14 protein-coding genes and 6 tRNA genes are annotated in these 16,689 nt (G+C 60.9%); 7 read left to right on the plus strand and 13 right to left on the minus strand.

Annotation, left to right across the window (positions count from 1 at the left end):
- Positions 1–100 precede the first annotated feature (100 nt).
- Both C4Q27_RS03980 and bkdR read right to left on the minus strand, forming a co-directional pair.
- The gene (locus C4Q27_RS03980; protein ID WP_177410033.1) at positions 101–1,342 is read right to left on the minus strand and encodes a glutamine synthetase family protein; all 1,242 of its coding nucleotides are present in this window, start codon (positions 1,340–1,342) and stop codon (positions 101–103) included.
- A 228-nt stretch (positions 1,343–1,570) separates the two neighbouring features.
- Positions 1,571–2,056 (minus strand): Bkd operon transcriptional regulator BkdR, encoded by a 486-nt coding sequence (gene bkdR, locus C4Q27_RS03985; RefSeq protein ID WP_003254485.1) that lies wholly within the window; start codon positions 2,054–2,056, stop codon positions 1,571–1,573.
- 198 nt (positions 2,057–2,254) lie between these two features.
- On the opposite strand from bkdR, the gene C4Q27_RS03990 reads away from it, so the two are divergent.
- From C4Q27_RS03990 to lpdA, 4 genes are read left to right on the plus strand one after another with little or no spacing between them, the layout of a single operon-like run.
- Positions 2,255–3,487, plus strand: a complete 1,233-nt coding sequence (locus C4Q27_RS03990; RefSeq protein ID WP_003254486.1) for a 3-methyl-2-oxobutanoate dehydrogenase (2-methylpropanoyl-transferring) subunit alpha — start codon at positions 2,255–2,257, stop codon at positions 3,485–3,487.
- A gap of 1 nt (position 3,488) precedes the next feature.
- Positions 3,489–4,547 carry an alpha-ketoacid dehydrogenase subunit beta gene (locus C4Q27_RS03995; RefSeq protein WP_012051588.1) on the plus strand — a complete coding sequence of 353 codons (1,059 nt, stop codon included), beginning with the start codon at positions 3,489–3,491 and terminating at the stop codon, positions 4,545–4,547.
- Positions 4,548–5,819: a dihydrolipoamide acetyltransferase family protein gene (locus tag C4Q27_RS04000; RefSeq protein WP_020193302.1), complete on the plus strand. Its 1,272-nt coding sequence runs from the start codon at positions 4,548–4,550 to the stop codon at positions 5,817–5,819.
- A gap of 2 nt (positions 5,820–5,821) precedes the next feature.
- Positions 5,822–7,201 carry a dihydrolipoyl dehydrogenase gene (gene lpdA, locus C4Q27_RS04005; RefSeq protein ID WP_064493118.1) on the plus strand — a complete coding sequence of 460 codons (1,380 nt, stop codon included), beginning with the start codon at positions 5,822–5,824 and terminating at the stop codon, positions 7,199–7,201.
- 129 nt (positions 7,202–7,330) lie between these two features.
- Here the strand turns inward: lpdA and C4Q27_RS04010 are convergent, their stop codons facing one another.
- Positions 7,331–8,329 carry a diguanylate cyclase gene (locus tag C4Q27_RS04010; RefSeq protein WP_010955114.1) on the minus strand — a complete coding sequence of 333 codons (999 nt, stop codon included), beginning with the start codon at positions 8,327–8,329 and terminating at the stop codon, positions 7,331–7,333.
- Between the two features lie 215 nt (positions 8,330–8,544).
- Between C4Q27_RS04010 and C4Q27_RS04015 the strand changes: the two genes are divergently transcribed.
- Both C4Q27_RS04015 and C4Q27_RS04020 read left to right on the plus strand, forming a co-directional pair.
- Positions 8,545–9,072, plus strand: coding sequence for a hypothetical protein (locus C4Q27_RS04015; protein WP_104886528.1), 528 nt, complete (start codon positions 8,545–8,547; stop codon positions 9,070–9,072).
- Between the two features lie 312 nt (positions 9,073–9,384).
- Complete coding sequence (locus C4Q27_RS04020) at positions 9,385–10,767, plus strand: amino acid permease (RefSeq protein ID WP_064493119.1); 1,383 nt, start codon at positions 9,385–9,387, stop codon at positions 10,765–10,767.
- A gap of 82 nt (positions 10,768–10,849) precedes the next feature.
- Here C4Q27_RS04020 and C4Q27_RS04025 read toward each other — a convergent pair.
- Together C4Q27_RS04025 and phnN are read right to left on the minus strand one after the other, a co-directional pair.
- Positions 10,850–10,926 (minus strand) — tRNA-Arg (locus C4Q27_RS04025).
- A gap of 111 nt (positions 10,927–11,037) precedes the next feature.
- Positions 11,038–11,631, minus strand: a complete 594-nt coding sequence (gene phnN, locus C4Q27_RS04030; protein ID WP_064493120.1) for a phosphonate metabolism protein/1,5-bisphosphokinase (PRPP-forming) PhnN — start codon at positions 11,629–11,631, stop codon at positions 11,038–11,040.
- A 344-nt stretch (positions 11,632–11,975) separates the two neighbouring features.
- Between phnN and C4Q27_RS04040 the strand changes: the two genes are divergently transcribed.
- Entirely contained in the window at positions 11,976–12,302 is a 327-nt protein-coding gene (locus C4Q27_RS04040) for an Arc family DNA-binding protein (protein WP_003254499.1), read from the plus strand.
- A 108-nt stretch (positions 12,303–12,410) separates the two neighbouring features.
- On the opposite strand, the gene mgtE is transcribed toward C4Q27_RS04040, so the two are convergent.
- The 8 genes from mgtE to C4Q27_RS04080 form a co-directional block, all read right to left on the minus strand.
- Complete coding sequence (gene mgtE, locus C4Q27_RS04045) at positions 12,411–13,853, minus strand: magnesium transporter (RefSeq protein ID WP_003254500.1); 1,443 nt, start codon at positions 13,851–13,853, stop codon at positions 12,411–12,413.
- Positions 13,854–14,248: 395 nt separating this feature from the next.
- Positions 14,249–14,325 (minus strand) — tRNA-Arg (locus C4Q27_RS04050).
- A gap of 72 nt (positions 14,326–14,397) precedes the next feature.
- Positions 14,398–14,474, minus strand: a tRNA-Arg gene (locus C4Q27_RS04055).
- A 74-nt stretch (positions 14,475–14,548) separates the two neighbouring features.
- A tRNA-Arg gene (locus tag C4Q27_RS04060) sits at positions 14,549–14,625 on the minus strand.
- A 71-nt stretch (positions 14,626–14,696) separates the two neighbouring features.
- A tRNA-Arg gene (locus C4Q27_RS04065) sits at positions 14,697–14,773 on the minus strand.
- Positions 14,774–14,879: 106 nt separating this feature from the next.
- A tRNA-Ser gene (locus C4Q27_RS04070) sits at positions 14,880–14,970 on the minus strand.
- Between the two features lie 72 nt (positions 14,971–15,042).
- On the minus strand, positions 15,043–15,231 hold the full coding sequence (gene csrA / locus C4Q27_RS04075; protein WP_003254503.1) for a carbon storage regulator CsrA: 189 nt from the start codon (positions 15,229–15,231) through the stop codon (positions 15,043–15,045).
- 167 nt (positions 15,232–15,398) lie between these two features.
- The gene (locus C4Q27_RS04080; RefSeq protein ID WP_003254504.1) at positions 15,399–16,634 is read right to left on the minus strand and encodes an aspartate kinase; all 1,236 of its coding nucleotides are present in this window, start codon (positions 16,632–16,634) and stop codon (positions 15,399–15,401) included.
- Positions 16,635–16,689: the final 55 nt, after the last annotated feature.

Here is a 16,689-nt window from a genome sequence, read left to right on the forward strand (position 1 = left end):
GTTTTGGGTGCTAGCAGCATAAAGGCAAAACCCGCCTGGCGCAGGCCCCCGACAGCTATTTGGCACTGCGGGGGCGTGCCCGGTGCAGGTTGTGTCGCGCTCAGGCCTGTGCCGCCAGGACCCGGCGCTCCCACGGCGTGATCTCGTCGAAGAAATCGCTCAGCTCAAGGGTCTTGCTGGCAATGTAGCCTTCGATGAACTCGCTGCCGAACAGTTCCCGCGCCAGCGTACTGCGCTTGAGCCTTTCAAGGGCCGCGTGCAGCGTGCACGGCAGGCTCAGGTGCTCGGGCACTTCGAATTCGCCCTGGATGGCCGGCGATGGCTGCAAGCGCTGCTCGATGCCATGCAGCCCGGCGGCCAGGCTGGCAGCAATGGCCAGGTAGGGGTTGGCATCGGCGCCAGGCAGGCGGTTTTCCACCCGTCGCGCGACCGGCGCACTGGCCGGAATGCGCAAGCCAGCGGCGCGATTGTCCTCGGACCAGCACGCATTGTTCGGCGAGGCATAGGGGTGACACAGGCGCTGGTAGGAGTTGACGTTGGGTGCGAACAGGGCGGTGAAGTCGGCCATGCACGCCTGCAACCCGCCGATGAAATGGTGGAAGGTGTCTGTCGGCAGGCCCTGCTCGTCACTGAACACGTTACGCCCGCTGCCGGCCTCGACCAGGCTCTGGTGAATGTGCATGGAACTGCCGGGCGTACGCGCCAGCGGCTTGGCCATGCAGACCACGGTCAGCCCGTGCTTGAGCGCCACTTCCTTGAGCAGGTGCTTGAACAGGAAGGTCTGGTCGGCCAACAGCAGCGGGTCACCGTGCAGCAGGTTGATCTCGAACTGGCTGACACCCATTTCGTGCATGAAGGTGTCACGTGGCAGGCCGAGCGCGGCCATGCACTGGTACACCTCCTTGAAGAACGGGCGCAGGCCGTTGTTGGAACTGACACTGAACGCCGAATGGCCCAGCTCGCGGCGACCATCGCTGCCTACAGGCGGCAGGAACGGTTGCTGCGGGTCGGTGTTGGGGGCAAAGACGAAGAACTCCAGCTCGGTTGCCACTACCGGCGCCAGGCCCAGTGCCGCATAGCGGGCTATCACGGCCTTCAACTGGCCCCGGGTGGACAGTGCCGAGGGCCGGCCATCCAGCTCGTTGGCATCGCAGATGGCCAAGGCGCGGCCGTCATGGCTCCAGGGCAGACGGTGGACCTGACCGGGTTCGGCCACCAGTGCCAGGTCGCCGTCGTCACTGCCGTAGAATTTCGCTGGTGGATAACCGCCCATGATGCATTGCAGCAGCACGCCCCGGGCCATCTGCAGACGACGGCCTTCGAGGAAGCCTTCGGCGGTCATCACCTTGCCGCGCGGGACGCCGTTGAGGTCGGGGGTGACGCATTCGATTTCGTCGATGCCCTGGAGCTGAGCAGTGCTCATGACGCTTGTCCTTGTTGTTGTAGGCTGACAACAACATAGGCTGCGGGTGTTTAAAATATCAAGCAGCCTATTGGGTGGCTGTGCCGGCCTCTTCGCGGGTGAACCCGCACCTATAGGTGGATGCGATCCTTGTGCCGGCGCCGCCCCCTACTCCCGCAAGGTCATGCCATTGGCCGGCAACGGCAACGCCGTCTTGTAGCGCACCTGCTTCAGGGCAAAACTCGAACGAATATTGGCCACGCCCGGCAAGCGCGTCAGGTAATCGAGAAACCGCTCCAGCGCCTGGATGCTCGGCAGCAGCACCCGCAGCAGGTAATCCGGGTCGCCGGTCATCAGGTAGCACTCCATCACCTCAGGCCGCTCGGCGATCTCCTCTTCAAAGCGATGCAACGACTGCTCCACCTGTTTTTCCAGGCTGACATGGATAAACACATTCACATCCAGCCCCAGCACCTCAGGCGACAGCAAGGTCACCTGCTGGCGAATCACCCCCAGCTCTTCCATGGCCCGCACCCGGTTGAAACAAGGCGTGGGCGACAGGTTTACCGAGCGTGCCAGCTCGGCATTGGTGATGCGGGCGTTCTCTTGCAGGCTGTTGAGAATGCCGATATCGGTACGATCGAGTTTGCGCATAAGACAAAATCACCGGTTTTTTGTGTTTATGCGGAATGTTTATCTGCCCCGCTCAGCAAAGGCAATCAACTTGAGAGAAAAATTCTCCTGCCGTGCCACTAAGATGTAGGTGACGCTGACTTACCAGTCACAAGCCGGTACTCAGCGGCGGCCGCTTCAGAGCTCACAAAAACAAATACCCGAGCGAGCGTAAAAAGCATGAACGAGTACGCCCCCCTGCGTTTGCATGTGCCCGAGCCCACCGGCCGGCCAGGCTGCCAGACCGATTTTTCCTACCTGCGCCTCAACGATGCAGGTCAAGCCCGTAAACCCGCTATCGATGTCGATGCTGCCGACACTGCCGACCTGTCCTACAGCCTGGTCCGCGTGCTCGACGAGCAAGGCGATGCGCAAGGCCCCTGGGCCGAAGACATCGACCCGCAGATCCTTCGTCAAGGCATGCGCGCCATGCTCAAGACGCGGATCTTCGACAGCCGCATGGTGGTTGCCCAGCGCCAGAAGAAGATGTCCTTCTACATGCAAAGCCTGGGCGAAGAAGCCATCGGCAGCGGCCAGGCGCTGGCGCTGAACCGCACCGACATGTGCTTCCCGACCTACCGCCAGCAAAGCATCCTGATGGCCCGCGACGTGTCGCTGGTCGAGATGATCTGCCAACTGCTGTCCAACGAGCGCGACCCCCTCAAGGGCCGCCAGTTGCCGATCATGTATTCGGTGCGCGAGGCCGGCTTCTTCACCATCAGCGGCAACCTGGCGACCCAGTTCGTGCAGGCGGTCGGCTGGGCCATGGCATCGGCGATCAAGGGCGATACCAAGATCGCCTCGGCATGGATCGGTGACGGCGCTACTGCCGAGTCAGACTTCCACACCGCCCTTACCTTTGCCCACGTATACCGCGCCCCGGTCATCCTCAACGTGGTCAACAACCAGTGGGCCATTTCCACCTTCCAGGCCATCGCCGGTGGCGAGTCGACCACCTTTGCCGGCCGTGGCGTGGGTTGCGGTATTGCTTCGCTGCGGGTTGACGGCAACGACTTCGTCGCCGTGTACGCCGCCTCGCGCTGGGCGGCCGAGCGCGCCCGCCGCGGCCTGGGCCCAAGCCTGATCGAGTGGGTCACCTACCGTGCCGGCCCGCACTCGACGTCGGACGATCCCTCCAAGTACCGCCCTGCCGACGACTGGAGCCACTTCCCGCTGGGTGACCCGATCGCCCGCCTGAAGCAGCACCTGATCAAGATCGGCCACTGGTCCGAGGAAGAACACCAGGCCGTCACGGCCGAGCTCGAAGCTGCGGTAATTGCCGCACAGAAAGAAGCCGAGCAATACGGCACCCTGGCCAACGGGCACATCCCGAGCGCCGCCTCGATGTTCGAGGATGTGTACAAGGAGATGCCCGAACACCTGCGCCGTCAACGCCAGGAACTGGGGGTTTGAGATGAACGACCACAACAACAGCATCAACCCGGAAACCGCCATGGCCACCACTACCATGACCATGATCCAGGCCCTGCGCTCGGCCATGGATGTCATGCTTGAGCGCGACGACAATGTGGTGGTGTACGGCCAGGACGTCGGTTACTTCGGCGGCGTGTTCCGCTGCACCGAAGGCCTGCAGAACAAGTACGGCAAATCGCGCGTGTTCGACGCGCCCATCTCCGAGAGCGGCATCGTCGGTACCGCCGTGGGCATGGGTGCCTATGGCCTGCGCCCGGTGGTGGAGATCCAGTTCGCCGACTACTTCTACCCGGCCTCCGACCAGATCGTCTCCGAGCTGGCCCGCCTGCGTTACCGTTCGGCCGGCGAGTTCATTGCCCCGCTGACCCTGCGCATGCCTTGCGGCGGCGGCATCTATGGCGGCCAGACTCACAGCCAGAGCCCGGAAGCGATGTTCACCCAGGTGTGCGGCCTGCGCACCGTGATGCCGTCCAACCCTTATGACGCCAAAGGTCTGTTGATTGCCTCGATCGAATGCGACGACCCGGTAATCTTCCTGGAGCCCAAACGCCTGTACAACGGCCCGTTCGATGGCCACCACGACCGCCCGGTAACACCGTGGTCGAAGCACCCGCACAGCGCCGTGCCCGACGGTTATTACACCGTACCGCTGGACAAGGCCGCCATTACCCGCCCTGGCAATGACGTGACCGTGCTGACCTACGGCACCACGGTGTACGTGGCCCAGGTGGCCGCCGAAGAAAGCGGCGTCGATGCCGAAGTGATCGACCTGCGCAGCCTCTGGCCGCTGGACCTGGACACCATCGTCGAGTCGGTGAAGAAGACCGGCCGTTGCGTGGTGGTGCACGAGGCCACCCGCACCTGCGGCTTCGGTGCCGAGCTGGTGTCGCTGGTGCAGGAGCACTGCTTCCACCACCTGGAGGCGCCGATCGAACGCGTCACCGGCTGGGACACCCCCTACCCTCACGCACAGGAATGGGCTTACTTCCCAGGCCCTTCGCGGGTAGGTGCGGCACTGAAAAAGGTCATGGAGGTCTGAATGGGCACGCACGTCATCAAGATGCCGGACATTGGCGAAGGCATCGCGCAGGTCGAGTTGGTGGAATGGTTCGTCAAGGTCGGCGACATCATCGCCGAGGACCAGGTGGTGGCCGACGTCATGACCGACAAGGCCACCGTGGAAATCCCCTCGCCGGTCAGCGGCAAGGTGTTGGCCCTGGGTGGCCAGCCCGGGGAAGTGATGGCGGTCGGTAGCGAACTGATCCGCATCGAAGTGGAAGGCAGCGGCAACCATGTGGATGTGCCTCAGCCAAAACCGGTAGAGGCCCCGGCTGCCCCCATTGCAGCCAAGCCGGAACCGCAGAAAGACGTAAAACCCGCCGTGTACCAGGCGCCCGCCAACCACGAAGCTGCGCCCATCGTGCCGCGCCAGCCGGGCGACAAGCCGCTGGCCTCGCCTGCCGTGCGCAAACGCGCCCTGGACGCCGGTATCGAACTGCGTTATGTGCATGGTAGCGGCCCGGCCGGGCGCATTCTGCACGAAGACCTCGACGCCTTCATGAGCAGGCCGCAAAGCAATGCCGGGCAAGCACCTGATGGTTATGCCAAGCGCACCGACAGCGAGCAGGTGCCAGTGATCGGCCTGCGCCGCAAGATCGCCCAGCGCATGCAGGACGCCAAACGCCGGGTCGCGCACTTCAGTTATGTCGAGGAAATCGACGTCACCGCCCTGGAGGCCCTGCGCCAGCAACTCAACAGCAAGCACGGCGACAGCCGTGGCAAGCTGACCTTGCTGCCATTCCTGGTACGCGCCCTGGTCGTGGCGCTGCGTGACTTCCCGCAGATCAACGCGACCTACGACGACGAAGCGCAGATCATCACCCGCCATGGCGCGGTGCATGTGGGCATTGCCACTCAAGGTGACAACGGCCTGATGGTGCCCGTGCTGCGCCACGCCGAAGCAGGCAGCCTGTGGGCCAATGCCGGCGAGATTTCGCGCCTGGCCAACGCTGCACGTAACAACAAGGCCAGCCGTGAAGAGCTGTCCGGCTCGACCATCACCCTGACCAGCCTTGGCGCCCTGGGTGGCATTGTCAGCACGCCGGTGGTCAACACCCCGGAAGTGGCAATCGTCGGGGTCAACCGCATGGTCGAACGGCCAGTGGTGATCGACGGCCAGATCGTCGTGCGCAAGATGATGAACCTGTCCAGCTCGTTCGACCACCGCGTGGTCGATGGCATGGACGCCGCCCTGTTCATCCAGGCCGTGCGTGGCCTGCTCGAACAACCCGCCTGCCTGTTCGTGGAGTGAGCATGCAACAGATTATCCAGACTACCCTGTTGATCATCGGCGGCGGCCCTGGCGGCTATGTAGCAGCCATCCGCGCCGGGCAACTGGGCATTCCTACCGTACTGGTGGAAGGCCAGGCACTGGGCGGCACCTGCCTGAACATCGGCTGCATCCCGTCCAAGGCGCTGATCCACGTGGCCGAGCAATTTCACCAGGCCTCGCGCTTTACCGAACCCTCGCCGCTGGGCATCAGCGTGGCTTCGCCGCGCCTGGACATCGGCCAGAGCGTCACCTGGAAGGACGGCATTGTCGACCGTCTGACCACCGGTGTTGCCGCCCTGCTGAAAAAGCACGGGGTGAAAGTGATGCATGGCTGGGCCAAGGTGCTGGACGGCAAGCAGGTCGAAGTCGATGGACAGCGTATCCAGTGCGAGCATCTGTTGCTGGCGACCGGTTCCAGCAGTGTCGAACTGCCTATGCTGCCGCTGGGTGGCCCGGTGATTTCCTCGACCGAAGCCCTGGCGCCGAAAACCCTGCCGCAACACCTGGTAGTGGTCGGCGGTGGCTATATCGGCCTAGAGCTGGGCATTGCCTATCGCAAGCTGGGTGCACAGGTGAGTGTGGTGGAAGCGCGTGAGCGCATCCTGCCGACCTACGACAGCGAATTGACCGCCCCGGTGGCCGAGTCGCTGAAGAAACTGGGCATAGCGCTGCACCTGGGCCACAGCGTCGAGGGCTACGAAAATGGCTGCCTGCTGGCCAGCGACGGCAAGGGTGGGCAACTGCGCCTGGAGGCCGACCAGGTACTGGTGGCCGTGGGCCGCCGGCCGCGCACCAAGGGTTTCAACCTGGAATGCCTGGACCTGAAGATGAACGGCGCCGCCATTGCCATCGACGAGCGCTGTCACACCAGCATGCACAACGTCTGGGCCATTGGCGACGTCGCTGGCGAACCGATGCTGGCGCACCGGGCCATGGCCCAGGGCGAGATGGTCGCCGAAATCATCGCCGGCAAGGCCCGACGCTTCGAACCGGCAGCGATTGCCGCCGTTTGCTTTACCGACCCGGAAGTGGTGGTGGTCGGCAAGACCCCGGAACAAGCCAGCCAGCAGGGCCTGGACTGCATCGTCGCGCAGTTCCCGTTTGCCGCCAACGGCCGGGCCATGAGCCTGGAATCGAAAAGCGGTTTTGTGCGCGTGGTGGCGCGGCGCGACAACCACTTGATCCTGGGCTGGCAGGCGGTTGGCGTGGCGGTTTCCGAGCTGTCCATCGCGTTTGCCCAATCGCTGGAGATGGGCGCGCGCCTGGAAGATGTGGCCGGCACCATTCATGCCCACCCAACGCTCGGTGAAGCGGTACAGGAAGCCGCACTGCGCGCCCTGGGCCACGCCTTGCATATCTGACACTGAAGCGGCCGAGGCCGATTTGGCCCGCTGCGCCGAGAGGCGCTGCGGGTCTTTTTTCATTCAGGCCATCCAAGCCTCCAGAGAACCCTAAGCCTCCAGAGAACCGCACACTCTTTGAGGGGCTAGCTACTCGGCAATTGCGTTCTTGCCTGTCCCCTTGGCCCTGTAGAGCGCCTTGTCGGCACGTGCCAGAAGCGCGTGCTGGTCCTCCCCTTCCCGCCATTGCACCACGCCATAGCTCATGGTCAGCCGGCAATCACCCACCGGCTCCACCTGCTCCAGCACCTGACGCAAGCGCGCCGCCACATCCAGCGCCTCCCCCAGCGCGGTCTGCGGCAGCACGATGACGAACTCGTCGCCGCCCCAGCGCGCCAGCAGGTCCAGCTCGCGCAAGCAGGTGCGCAGGCTTTCGGCCACCCGGACCAGCGCCGCATCGCCACGGGCGTGACCGTAGCGGTCGTTGATCGGCTTGAAATCATCCATGTCCATGGCAATCAGCGACAACGGCTGGCGGAAGCGCTGGGCGCGCTGGCACTCCAGCTGCAACGCGCTCTCCAGCCGGTAACGGTTGGCGACACGGGTCAACGCATCGCGTTCGGCCAATTCACGGTTTTCGTCCAGTTGCCGCTGCAACTGCTGGTTCACCCAGGACAACTCACGGGTGCGTTCGGCCACCTGAAACTCCAGTGACTGGTTCTTCTGTTCCAGCTGAGACACCAAACGCTTGCCAGCGTCGATATTGCGGTGCGCACCCAGCATGCGCGCCACGGAACCGTCCTCGTTATGCGCGATGATGTAGCCGCTGTCTTCGATCCAGATGTAGCTGCCGTCCTGACAACGGCAACGGTATTCAATGCGGTAGCGCTCGTTGCGGTGATTGATATAGGCCTCGAAATGGGCCATTACCCGTGGGTAGTCTTCGGGATGGATCACGCTTTCCCAGGTAAATACCGAGTTGGCCATGGAGTGGCTGGCATAACCGAGCATGCTGTACCAGCCCGGGTTGCGATAGACGTAACCGGTATTGGCATTCCAGTCCCAGATGCCATCGCTGATCAAATCGAACAAGGTGTGCAACTGCTGTTCACTGAAGCCGGCAGGTACCGGCCTGGTGTCTTGACTCATGGACGCTCTCCCTGATGCCCAGCAACTGCGCTCCGATCAAGGGGCTGCCGACAGTGGTGTTGATTGCCGCGAGCGGCAAGATGATGCCTATCACGGGCAAGCATATGCCCACCCGCGTGCAACCGAAATAGCGCCAACGCCCTGATTTCGACCGGCACAGCGCTGGCATGGCTTTTGCGCTTGGTAGCTGCCAACGAGATTTCCAAGGAGGAAACATGATAATCGCCCCTAACGGCGTCAGCTGGCAGCCCACGCTCCACCAGCCTCGGTACACCAGCGATGAGCAGACGGTGGCCCAGATTGCACCGCTGCGCACGCCAATAACCACCGCCAACACGGCGAGCCAACAACAGAGCGGGGGCAGTACCGCTCAGCAAAACGCTGAGGATGCTCGTGCAGAAGCCTTTGCCAAATTCAAGGTGATGCTGCAAAACCTGGGTTCTGCGACCACCGAGCCGGTCATCGGAGAACCACTGCCGCCCAAGACTGCCCGACAGGAATTTCACGACTTCATGTCCAAGTCGCCCGGCGAGATGATCAAGGAAAAACTGCTGCGTGAAATAGGCCTGACCGAAGAAGAGTACGACGCCCTGCCGCCCGAAATGAAAGCAAAGGTCGACGAGTTGATCGCCCAGCGCATGAAAGATGACATCGAGCGCAAGATCGAGGAGAAAGCGCAAGAGCAGGTCGCCAAGGTGGACGGCGGTGTGGGTGAAGAGCAACAAGCGGAACGCCCGGTATGAGGGAGTGGCAGCGGCCGGTAAGGAGAGCGCCGCGGTTCGTCCAAGGCGACCCAGCCTGAACGGTTAGAAGGCGTCCGGTGGCGTCGATGTTCAGGTGGTGCATGGCTTCGCCAACTGCACCGCTACCGGCGCCATGACCGGTCTCAGGAAAAATCGGCAGGATGTTGTGCAGAGAATTCGTTTGAGGTCCTTGGCCTTATTGTCCAGGGTGGCAGGCTGGTAGCTATTTGCCACGCGTGGACGCAGGCGCATGACGATGCCTGCGTAGGGGAACGATGCCGGATCCCCCCTAAAATAAGAGAGGACAAGGAAATGCAATCACACGGTTTGAAGCAAAGCCTCAAGCAGCGGCATATCACCATGATCGCGCTGGGTGGGGTGATCGGTGCAGGGCTGTTCATGGGCTCGGGCTCACTGATCGCATCGGCAGGGCCCGCGGCCATACTGTCGTATTTCATTGGTGGCCTGGTGGTCACCCTGGTCATGTTCATGCTGGGCGAAATGGCCTGCCGCAACCCGGATGCAGGGTCGTTCTCGACCTACGCCAACACCTACCTCGGCGACTGGGCTGGGTTTGCGGTCGGCTGGCTGTACTGGTTCAAGTCGATGATGACCATCACCCTGGAAGCGGTACTGCTGGGCGCCATCCTGCATGACTTCCTGCCCTGGCTACCGATCTGGGCAGGCGCCTTCCTGATGCTGGTGACACTCATGGCCAGCAACGCCTACTCGGTGCGTTCGTTTGCCGAAGTAGAGTATTGGCTGGCTGCGATGAAGGTCGCCACCATCCTCATCTTCATGCTGCTGGGCGTCTCGATCCTGCTCGGCCTGCACAGTGAGATTCCCGCCCCCGGCCTGATCAACCTCACCGCCCATGACGGCTTCATGCCCAACGGCCTGTCACCGGTGATGGCCGGCGTTATCGTGGTCATTTTCTCCCTGGGCGGCAGCGAAATTGCCGCTGTGGCCGCGGGTGAGTCAGAGAACCCGCGACAAAACGTGATCCGCGCGATCAAGAGCGTGATACTGCGGGTGATGCTGTTCTACGTAGGTTCTGTGTCGATCCTGATCCTTTGCCTGCCCTGGACCGACAAGGCCAACCTGGCCTCGCCCTATGTTTCGCTGTTCAGCCTGGCCGGGTTCGGTGGTGCTGCAGTGGCCATGAAACTGGTGCTGTTCGTCTCGTTCATGTCGGTGATGAACTCGTTCATGTTCTCCAACTCACGCATGCTGTTCTCGCTGAGCCAGCGCGGTCACGCGCCCAAGCTCTTCTCGCGCACCAGTGCCAAGGGCGTACCGATCAATGCACTGCTGCTGAGCCTGTCGATCTGCACGATGATCCTGACCGTGCACTTTGTCAGTGGCGGCGACCTGTTCATGACCTTGGCCAAGAGTACCGGCAGCCTGGTCATGGTCGTATGGATCTTCATCATCATCGCCCACGTGGCCATGCGCGTGAAAACCCGCCACGAAGCGGTCGCCCCAAACGCCTTCCGTGCCTGGCTGTTCCCCTACACCAATATCATTGCGCTGTTCGCCTTGCTGGCAGTCATCGGCACCCAGGCGTTCGACCCGGCATCGCGTTTCCAATTCTGGTTCACGGTGCTGACGGTACTGCTGGTGGTGGCGGGGTACTTCCTGATGCGCCAGCGGCTGGCGTCAAGCGCGGTGTTAGCCCACGAACGTGATGCATGACAGCGCTGGCCACGCGCAGGTGCTGTCAACAGCAGCACGGCGGCGACAAAGGCGACGGAGACAATAATGGGAATGACGAGAATGGCGTCCCAGGCAGGAATTGAACCTGCAACCTTCCCCTTAGGAGGGGGATGCTCTATCCAATTGAGCTACTGAGACGCTACGACCGGCAGCGAGCGCTGCACAGCGGGATGGCCAGCATGTTAACCAGCATGCTGGCGTTTGTCATGCCTGAACTGGGCTTTTTCGCGTAATCCTTTTCTGCGGCTGCTATCCCCGCGGTAGTACGCCCTGATCGCGAAGCAGCGAAACGAATGCGGCGACCGCCGCCTCCAGTGTGGAAGAATTATCCAGCACATGCACCGACGGGTCGGCTGCAGCTTGCAAGCGTGCGCTGCGCGCCAGGCGCTGCTCCACTTCTTCTGCGCTTTCCCGGCCCCGGGCCAGCAAGCGCTGGCGCAGCACCTCAGGCTTGACCTCGACCAACACGGCCAACAAATCCGGATAGCGCTGACGGGCCTCTGGCAGATAAGCCCGCGAGCCATTCACCAGCACTGCCCTCCCCGCCGCCAACCACTGGTCCACCTGCCGGGGTATGCCATAGTCCAGGCCATTGGCCCGCCAGTGCATGGCAAACGCACCCTGCGCACGCAAGGTATCAAACTGCTCAGGCGTGACCCCTTGGGCAGCTTCGCCTTTGGCTTCGGCCGACCGGGTGATGACCCGGCGGGCAATTTCTACCCCGGCGGCGGCCAGTTGCTCACGCGAAGCGTCGATCAGGGAATCCTTCCCGGAACCCGACGGCCCAACCAGAAATATCAACCGGCCCGTCCCTGATCGGCGGTCGCTTGCGTCATGTTGCATAGCCACTATGCTCTATGGAGGGAACCGGCGCATTCTAGGGCTTTTCTGGGCATTTTTCTGCGTTTTACCGATTGTTGACGGCAAAAGACTGACGGCCAGGCTAGCCAGAGCATGTAAAACTTTTCAAACCAGTGCTCATTTCTGATAATTGGTACTGGCATAAAGCCTTTATCCGGATCACTATTTGTCACATAATTGACGCCAAGCAAACGGCGACCATGAGGCAAGATGAGCATCCATTTTTCACTGGCGGTTGAACATTTTGTCGTCGCCACGGTCGTACTTCCATCCCGTGCGGCCAATTTGAGAACCGCTTCCCCTGAACCAAACTCTGGTCAATTTATATGCGCCCAATGAAACAGGCTATTTATTCGAGCCGCACTGCTGACAAGTTCGTCGTCCGCCTGCCTGACGGAATGCGTGAGCGCATTGCCGAGGTAGCACGCAACCACCACCGCAGCATGAACTCCGAGATCATTGCACGCCTGGAACAGAGCCTTATCCAGGAAGGTGCGCTGGGTGACGAACTGAGCATGCGCCTGGACAGCCCTGAACTGTCCCTGCATGAGCGCGAGTTGCTGCAGCGTTTCCGCCAACTGTCCCACCGCCAGCAGAACGCTCTGGTCGCCCTCATCGCTCACGATGTGGAAATGGCCGCAGACGCCTCCTGAGGGGCTGCAGCGAACACGAAAAAGCCAGCGTAAGCTGGCTTTTTTGTGGGCGTCTTACTGGCAGCAAGGCCATTTCCCTGCGGGATTGTTCCCACAGGGAGGACTGGCTTACAACAGGAACAGCGTGGCCAGCCCAAGGAAGATGAAGAAACCACCGCTGTCGGTCACCGCAGTGATCATCACACTCGCCCCCATCGCAGGGTCGCGCCCCAAGCGGGCCAAGGTCATCGGGATCAGCACGCCCATCAGCGCCGCCAATAACAAGTTCAAGGTCATCGCCGCGGTCATCACCACCCCCAGCGACCAGCTGCCATACAGCCAGAAAGCCACCGCACCAATCACGCCGCCCCAAACCAGGCCGTTGATCAGCGACACCGCCAACTCCTTGCGCATCAAGCGGCTGGTATTGCCTGGCGACACTTGGTCCAGGGCCATGGCGCGGACGATCATGGTGATGGTCTGGTTACCAGAGTTACCACCAATACCCGCAACGATCGGCATCAACGCAGCCAACGCCACCAGCTTTTCAATCGAACCTTCGAACAACCCGATCACTCGCGAAGCAACGAACGCGGTAATGAGGTTGATTGCCAGCCACGCCCAACGGTTGCGGAACGAACGCCAGACCGAGGCGAAAATATCTTCCTCTTCACGCAGACCCGCCATGTTGAGGACTTCGCTCTCGCTTTCCTCACGGATCAGGTCAACCATTTCGTCGATGGTCAGACGGCCGATCAGGCGTTCGCTCTTGTCCACCACCGGGGCGGATACCAGGTCATAACGCTCGAAAGCCTGCGCTGCATCGTAGGCATCTTCCTCGGGCTGGAAGGAGACAGGGTCGGTCGCCATGACCTCCGCCACCTTCTTCTCCGGGTCGTTGACCAGCAGGCGCTTGATCGGCAATACCCCCTTGAGGATGCCGTCGTAATCGACCACGAACAATTTGTCGGTGTGGTTCGGCAGTTCTTTCAGGCGGCGCAGGTAGCGCAGCACCACTTCCAGGCTGACGTCTTCGCGGATGGTGACCATCTCGAAGTCCATCAGCGCACCAACCTGCTCCTCGTCGTAGCTCAGCGCCGAACGCACCCGCTCGCGTTGCTGGGCATCGAGGGTTTCCATCAGCTCGTGAACAACGTCACGCGGCAGCTCTGGGGCGAGGTCGGCCAGTTCGTCGGCGTCCATCTCCTTGGCGGCAGCCAGCAGCTCGTGATCGTCCATGTCGGCGATCAGCGATTGGCGAACCGAATCGGAAACTTCCAGCAGGATGTCGCCATCGCGCTCCGAGCGCACCAGCTGCCAGACCGTCAGGCGATCTTCCAGGGGCAAGGCTTCGAGGATGTAGGCGATGTCGGCGGGGTGCAGGTCATCGAGCTTGCGCTGCAGCTCGACGAGGTTCTGGCGGTGGACCAGGTTTTCCACCAGGTCGTTGTGCGCGCCTTCCTGGCGATGGGTCAGGTCTTCGACCATGCGCTGGCGCTGCAGCAGTTCGACCACCTGGGCCAGGCGATCCTGCAGGCTTTCTTGCGCTTTTTTAACTTCTACTTCGGTCATAGGCGAACTCCACTCCCAGCAGCGGAGCACGCCGAGGGAATCAATCGGTCAGATCTTTCTGTATGAATCGTGTTAGCGAGTAACTACTGGGTAAGTCCATGGTGGTTTTCCACAAGCCCCGGCGGGGCTGACGGGCGCAATCATACACTGCTAAAGCTGTTAGATCGCTTAAATTTTTGGCCAGAACAATCGTTTGCGTGATAAAGCTGGGACAACGCTCGAAGCTATCAGTGCGACGGTTGTTGTGGATGGGAAAGCACATTTGATTTTGAGGCCGCTCAGCGGCTCCAAACTACACCGCAATCATTACAGAAGAGCGTAGATCGGCAGACTCAAGAATTCATTGGCGCACAAACAAAAAGCCCGCTCAATCGAGCGGGCTTCTTGATGGGGTATGGCGGACTCAGCAGGATTCGAACCTGCGACCGCTCGGTTCGTAGCCGAGTACTCTATCCAGCTGAGCTATGAGTCCGTGGTGGTAGTTTTAGACCAGATTACCACTGGTTGACTGAAATGGCTTTGCAAGCAGAACCACTTCAAAAAGTGGCGGACTCAGCAGGATTCGAACCTGCGACCGCTCGGTTCGTAGCCGAGTACTCTATCCAGCTGAGCTATGAGTCCGCGATTGGCAGTTTTAAACCAGATTACCGCTGGTTGACTGAAATGGCTTTGCAAGCAGAACCACTTCAAGAAAGTGGCGGACTCAGCAGGATTCGAACCTGCGACCGCTCGGTTCGTAGCCGAGTACTCTATCCAGCTGAGCTATGAGTCCGCGATTGGCAGTTTTAGACCAGATACCGCTGGTTGATTGAAGCAGCCTTGCAAACAAAGCCACTTCAAAAGTGGCGGACTCAGCAGGATTCGAACCTGCGACCGCTCGGTTCGTAGCCGAGTACTCTATCCAGCTGAGCTATGAGTCCGTGTCTTGCCGCGCATTATAGGTCGCTGAAACATTATTGCAAGAAGCTTTTCGTTATAAAACAACTACTTAGCGTTCCTACCGTTTACAGCGCCCTACGCAAATAATGGCGGTGAAGGGGGGATTCGAACCCCCGATACCCTTATGAGGTATACTCCCTTAGCAGGGGAGCGCCTTCGGCCACTCGGCCACCTCACCGCAACACGAGGCGAATATTAAAGAACCTCTTTCACCTTTGCAACCCTTTTTTTGAAAAAAACTTCAAAAAAATTAAAGGCTTGGCTCTTCATCCTTCTCCTTCTTGATCCGCAGGTAGATTTCCTCGCGGTGAACTGCCACTTCTTTCGGGGCGCTCACGCCAATACGCACCTGGTTGCCTTTGACGCCAAGCACCGTCACGGTGATCTCGCCGTCTCCAATGATCAGGCTCTCGGCGCACCGACGAGTCAGAATCAACATAGCTTTCTCCTTACGCAAAACATTCAGGGGTAACAGTCTTGGATATCGGGCCCGGGTCGCGGACGACGACCATGGCCCCGGTTACTCGCCGCACAAGGCAGGACAGGACCTGCGCGGCGAGCAGAAACGCGAAGGGCGCGGCAAGCCGCGCCCTTCCAGGCAGCGCCTTACTCGCCCTGTCGGGCAGGAGCATCCAGATCGAACGCGGTATGCAGCGCGCGTACGGCCAGCTCCAGGTACTTCTCTTCGAGCACCACCGAAACCTTGATCTCGGAAGTGGAGATCATCTGGATGTTGATGCTCTCCTTGGCCAGGGCTTCGAACATGCAGCTGGCAACACCGGCGTGCGAACGCATGCCGACGCCAACGATCGAGACCTTGGCGATCTTGGTGTCGCCGATCACTTCACGGGCGCCGATTTCGCGCGCAGTGTTTTCCAGCACGCTCTGCGCCTTCTCGTACTCGTTGCGGTGCACGGTGAAGGTGAAGTCGGTGGTGTTATCGTGAGCAACGTTCTGCACGATCATGTCGACTTCGATGTTCGAAGCGCTGATCGGGCCGAGGATCTTGAAGGCCACGCCCGGGGTATCCGGCACGCCGCGAATGGTCAGCTTTGCTTCATCACGGTTGAAGGCGATACCGGAAATGATCGGCTGTTCCATGGATTCCTCTTCATCAATGGTAATGAGGGTACCCGGACCCTCCTTGAAGCTGTGCAGCACGCGCAGCGGAACGTTGTACTTGCCGGCGAACTCCACCGAACGGATCTGCAGCACCTTGGAACCAAGGCTGGCCATTTCCAGCATCTCTTCGAAGGTGATCTTCTCCAGGCGACGAGCCTGTGGCACGACGCGCGGGTCGGTGGTGTAGACGCCATCAACATCAGTGTAGATCTGGCACTCATCAGCCTTCAGCGCCGCCGCCAGGGCCACGCCGGTGGTATCAGAGCCACCACGACCCAGGGTAGTGATGCTGCCGTGCTCGTCGACGCCCTGGAAGCCTGCAACCACGACCACGCGGCCTTCCTTGAGGTCGGCACGAATCTTCTGGTCGTCGATTTGCAGAATGCGCGCCTTGTTGTGCGAGCTGTCGGTGAGAATACGCACCTGGTTGCCGGTGTAGGACACCGCTGGCACACCACGCTTGATCAAGGCCATGGTCAGCAGGGCAATGGTGACCTGCTCACCCGTCGACACGATCACGTCCAGTTCACGAGGAACCGGCTGATCGGTGATCTGCTTGGCCAGGTCGATCAGGCGATTGGTTTCACCGCTCATGGCCGACAGCACAACCACCAGGTCGTCGCCCGCTTCACGGTGTTTCTTGACCTTTTCGGCTACCTGCTCGATCCGCTCGATGGAACCGACAGAGGTGCCGCCAAATTTCTGTACGATCAACGCCATTTCAATGGTGCCTCAGCCCATACAGGGCCCCAAAAAACAATCCAACATGAAGGGG

Origin of the sequence: Pseudomonas sp. SWI36 (assembly GCF_002948105.1) — a bacterium.
Lineage (GTDB): Bacteria > Pseudomonadota > Gammaproteobacteria > Pseudomonadales > Pseudomonadaceae > Aquipseudomonas > Aquipseudomonas alloputida.

Coding starts and splice junctions, on each gene's coding strand:
- C4Q27_RS03995 (WP_012051588.1), top strand. CDS start 3,489: ATGAACGACCACAACAACAGCATCAACCCGGAAACCGCCATGGCCACC.
- C4Q27_RS04080 (WP_003254504.1), bottom strand. CDS start 16,634: ATGGCGTTGATCGTACAGAAATTTGGCGGCACCTCTGTCGGTTCCATC.
- lpdA (WP_064493118.1), top strand. CDS start 5,822: ATGCAACAGATTATCCAGACTACCCTGTTGATCATCGGCGGCGGCCCT.
- csrA (WP_003254503.1), bottom strand. CDS start 15,231: ATGTTGATTCTGACTCGTCGGTGCGCCGAGAGCCTGATCATTGGAGAC.
- C4Q27_RS04000 (WP_020193302.1), top strand. CDS start 4,548: ATGGGCACGCACGTCATCAAGATGCCGGACATTGGCGAAGGCATCGCG.
- C4Q27_RS04015 (WP_104886528.1), top strand. CDS start 8,545: ATGATAATCGCCCCTAACGGCGTCAGCTGGCAGCCCACGCTCCACCAG.
- C4Q27_RS04010 (WP_010955114.1), bottom strand. CDS start 8,329: ATGAGTCAAGACACCAGGCCGGTACCTGCCGGCTTCAGTGAACAGCAG.
- bkdR (WP_003254485.1), bottom strand. CDS start 2,056: ATGCGCAAACTCGATCGTACCGATATCGGCATTCTCAACAGCCTGCAA.
- C4Q27_RS03980 (WP_177410033.1), bottom strand. CDS start 1,342: ATGACCGCCGAAGGCTTCCTCGAAGGCCGTCGTCTGCAGATGGCCCGG.
- C4Q27_RS03990 (WP_003254486.1), top strand. CDS start 2,255: ATGAACGAGTACGCCCCCCTGCGTTTGCATGTGCCCGAGCCCACCGGC.
- phnN (WP_064493120.1), bottom strand. CDS start 11,631: ATGCAACATGACGCAAGCGACCGCCGATCAGGGACGGGCCGGTTGATA.
- mgtE (WP_003254500.1), bottom strand. CDS start 13,853: ATGACCGAAGTAGAAGTTAAAAAAGCGCAAGAAAGCCTGCAGGATCGC.
- C4Q27_RS04020 (WP_064493119.1), top strand. CDS start 9,385: ATGCAATCACACGGTTTGAAGCAAAGCCTCAAGCAGCGGCATATCACC.
- C4Q27_RS04040 (WP_003254499.1), top strand. CDS start 11,976: ATGCGCCCAATGAAACAGGCTATTTATTCGAGCCGCACTGCTGACAAG.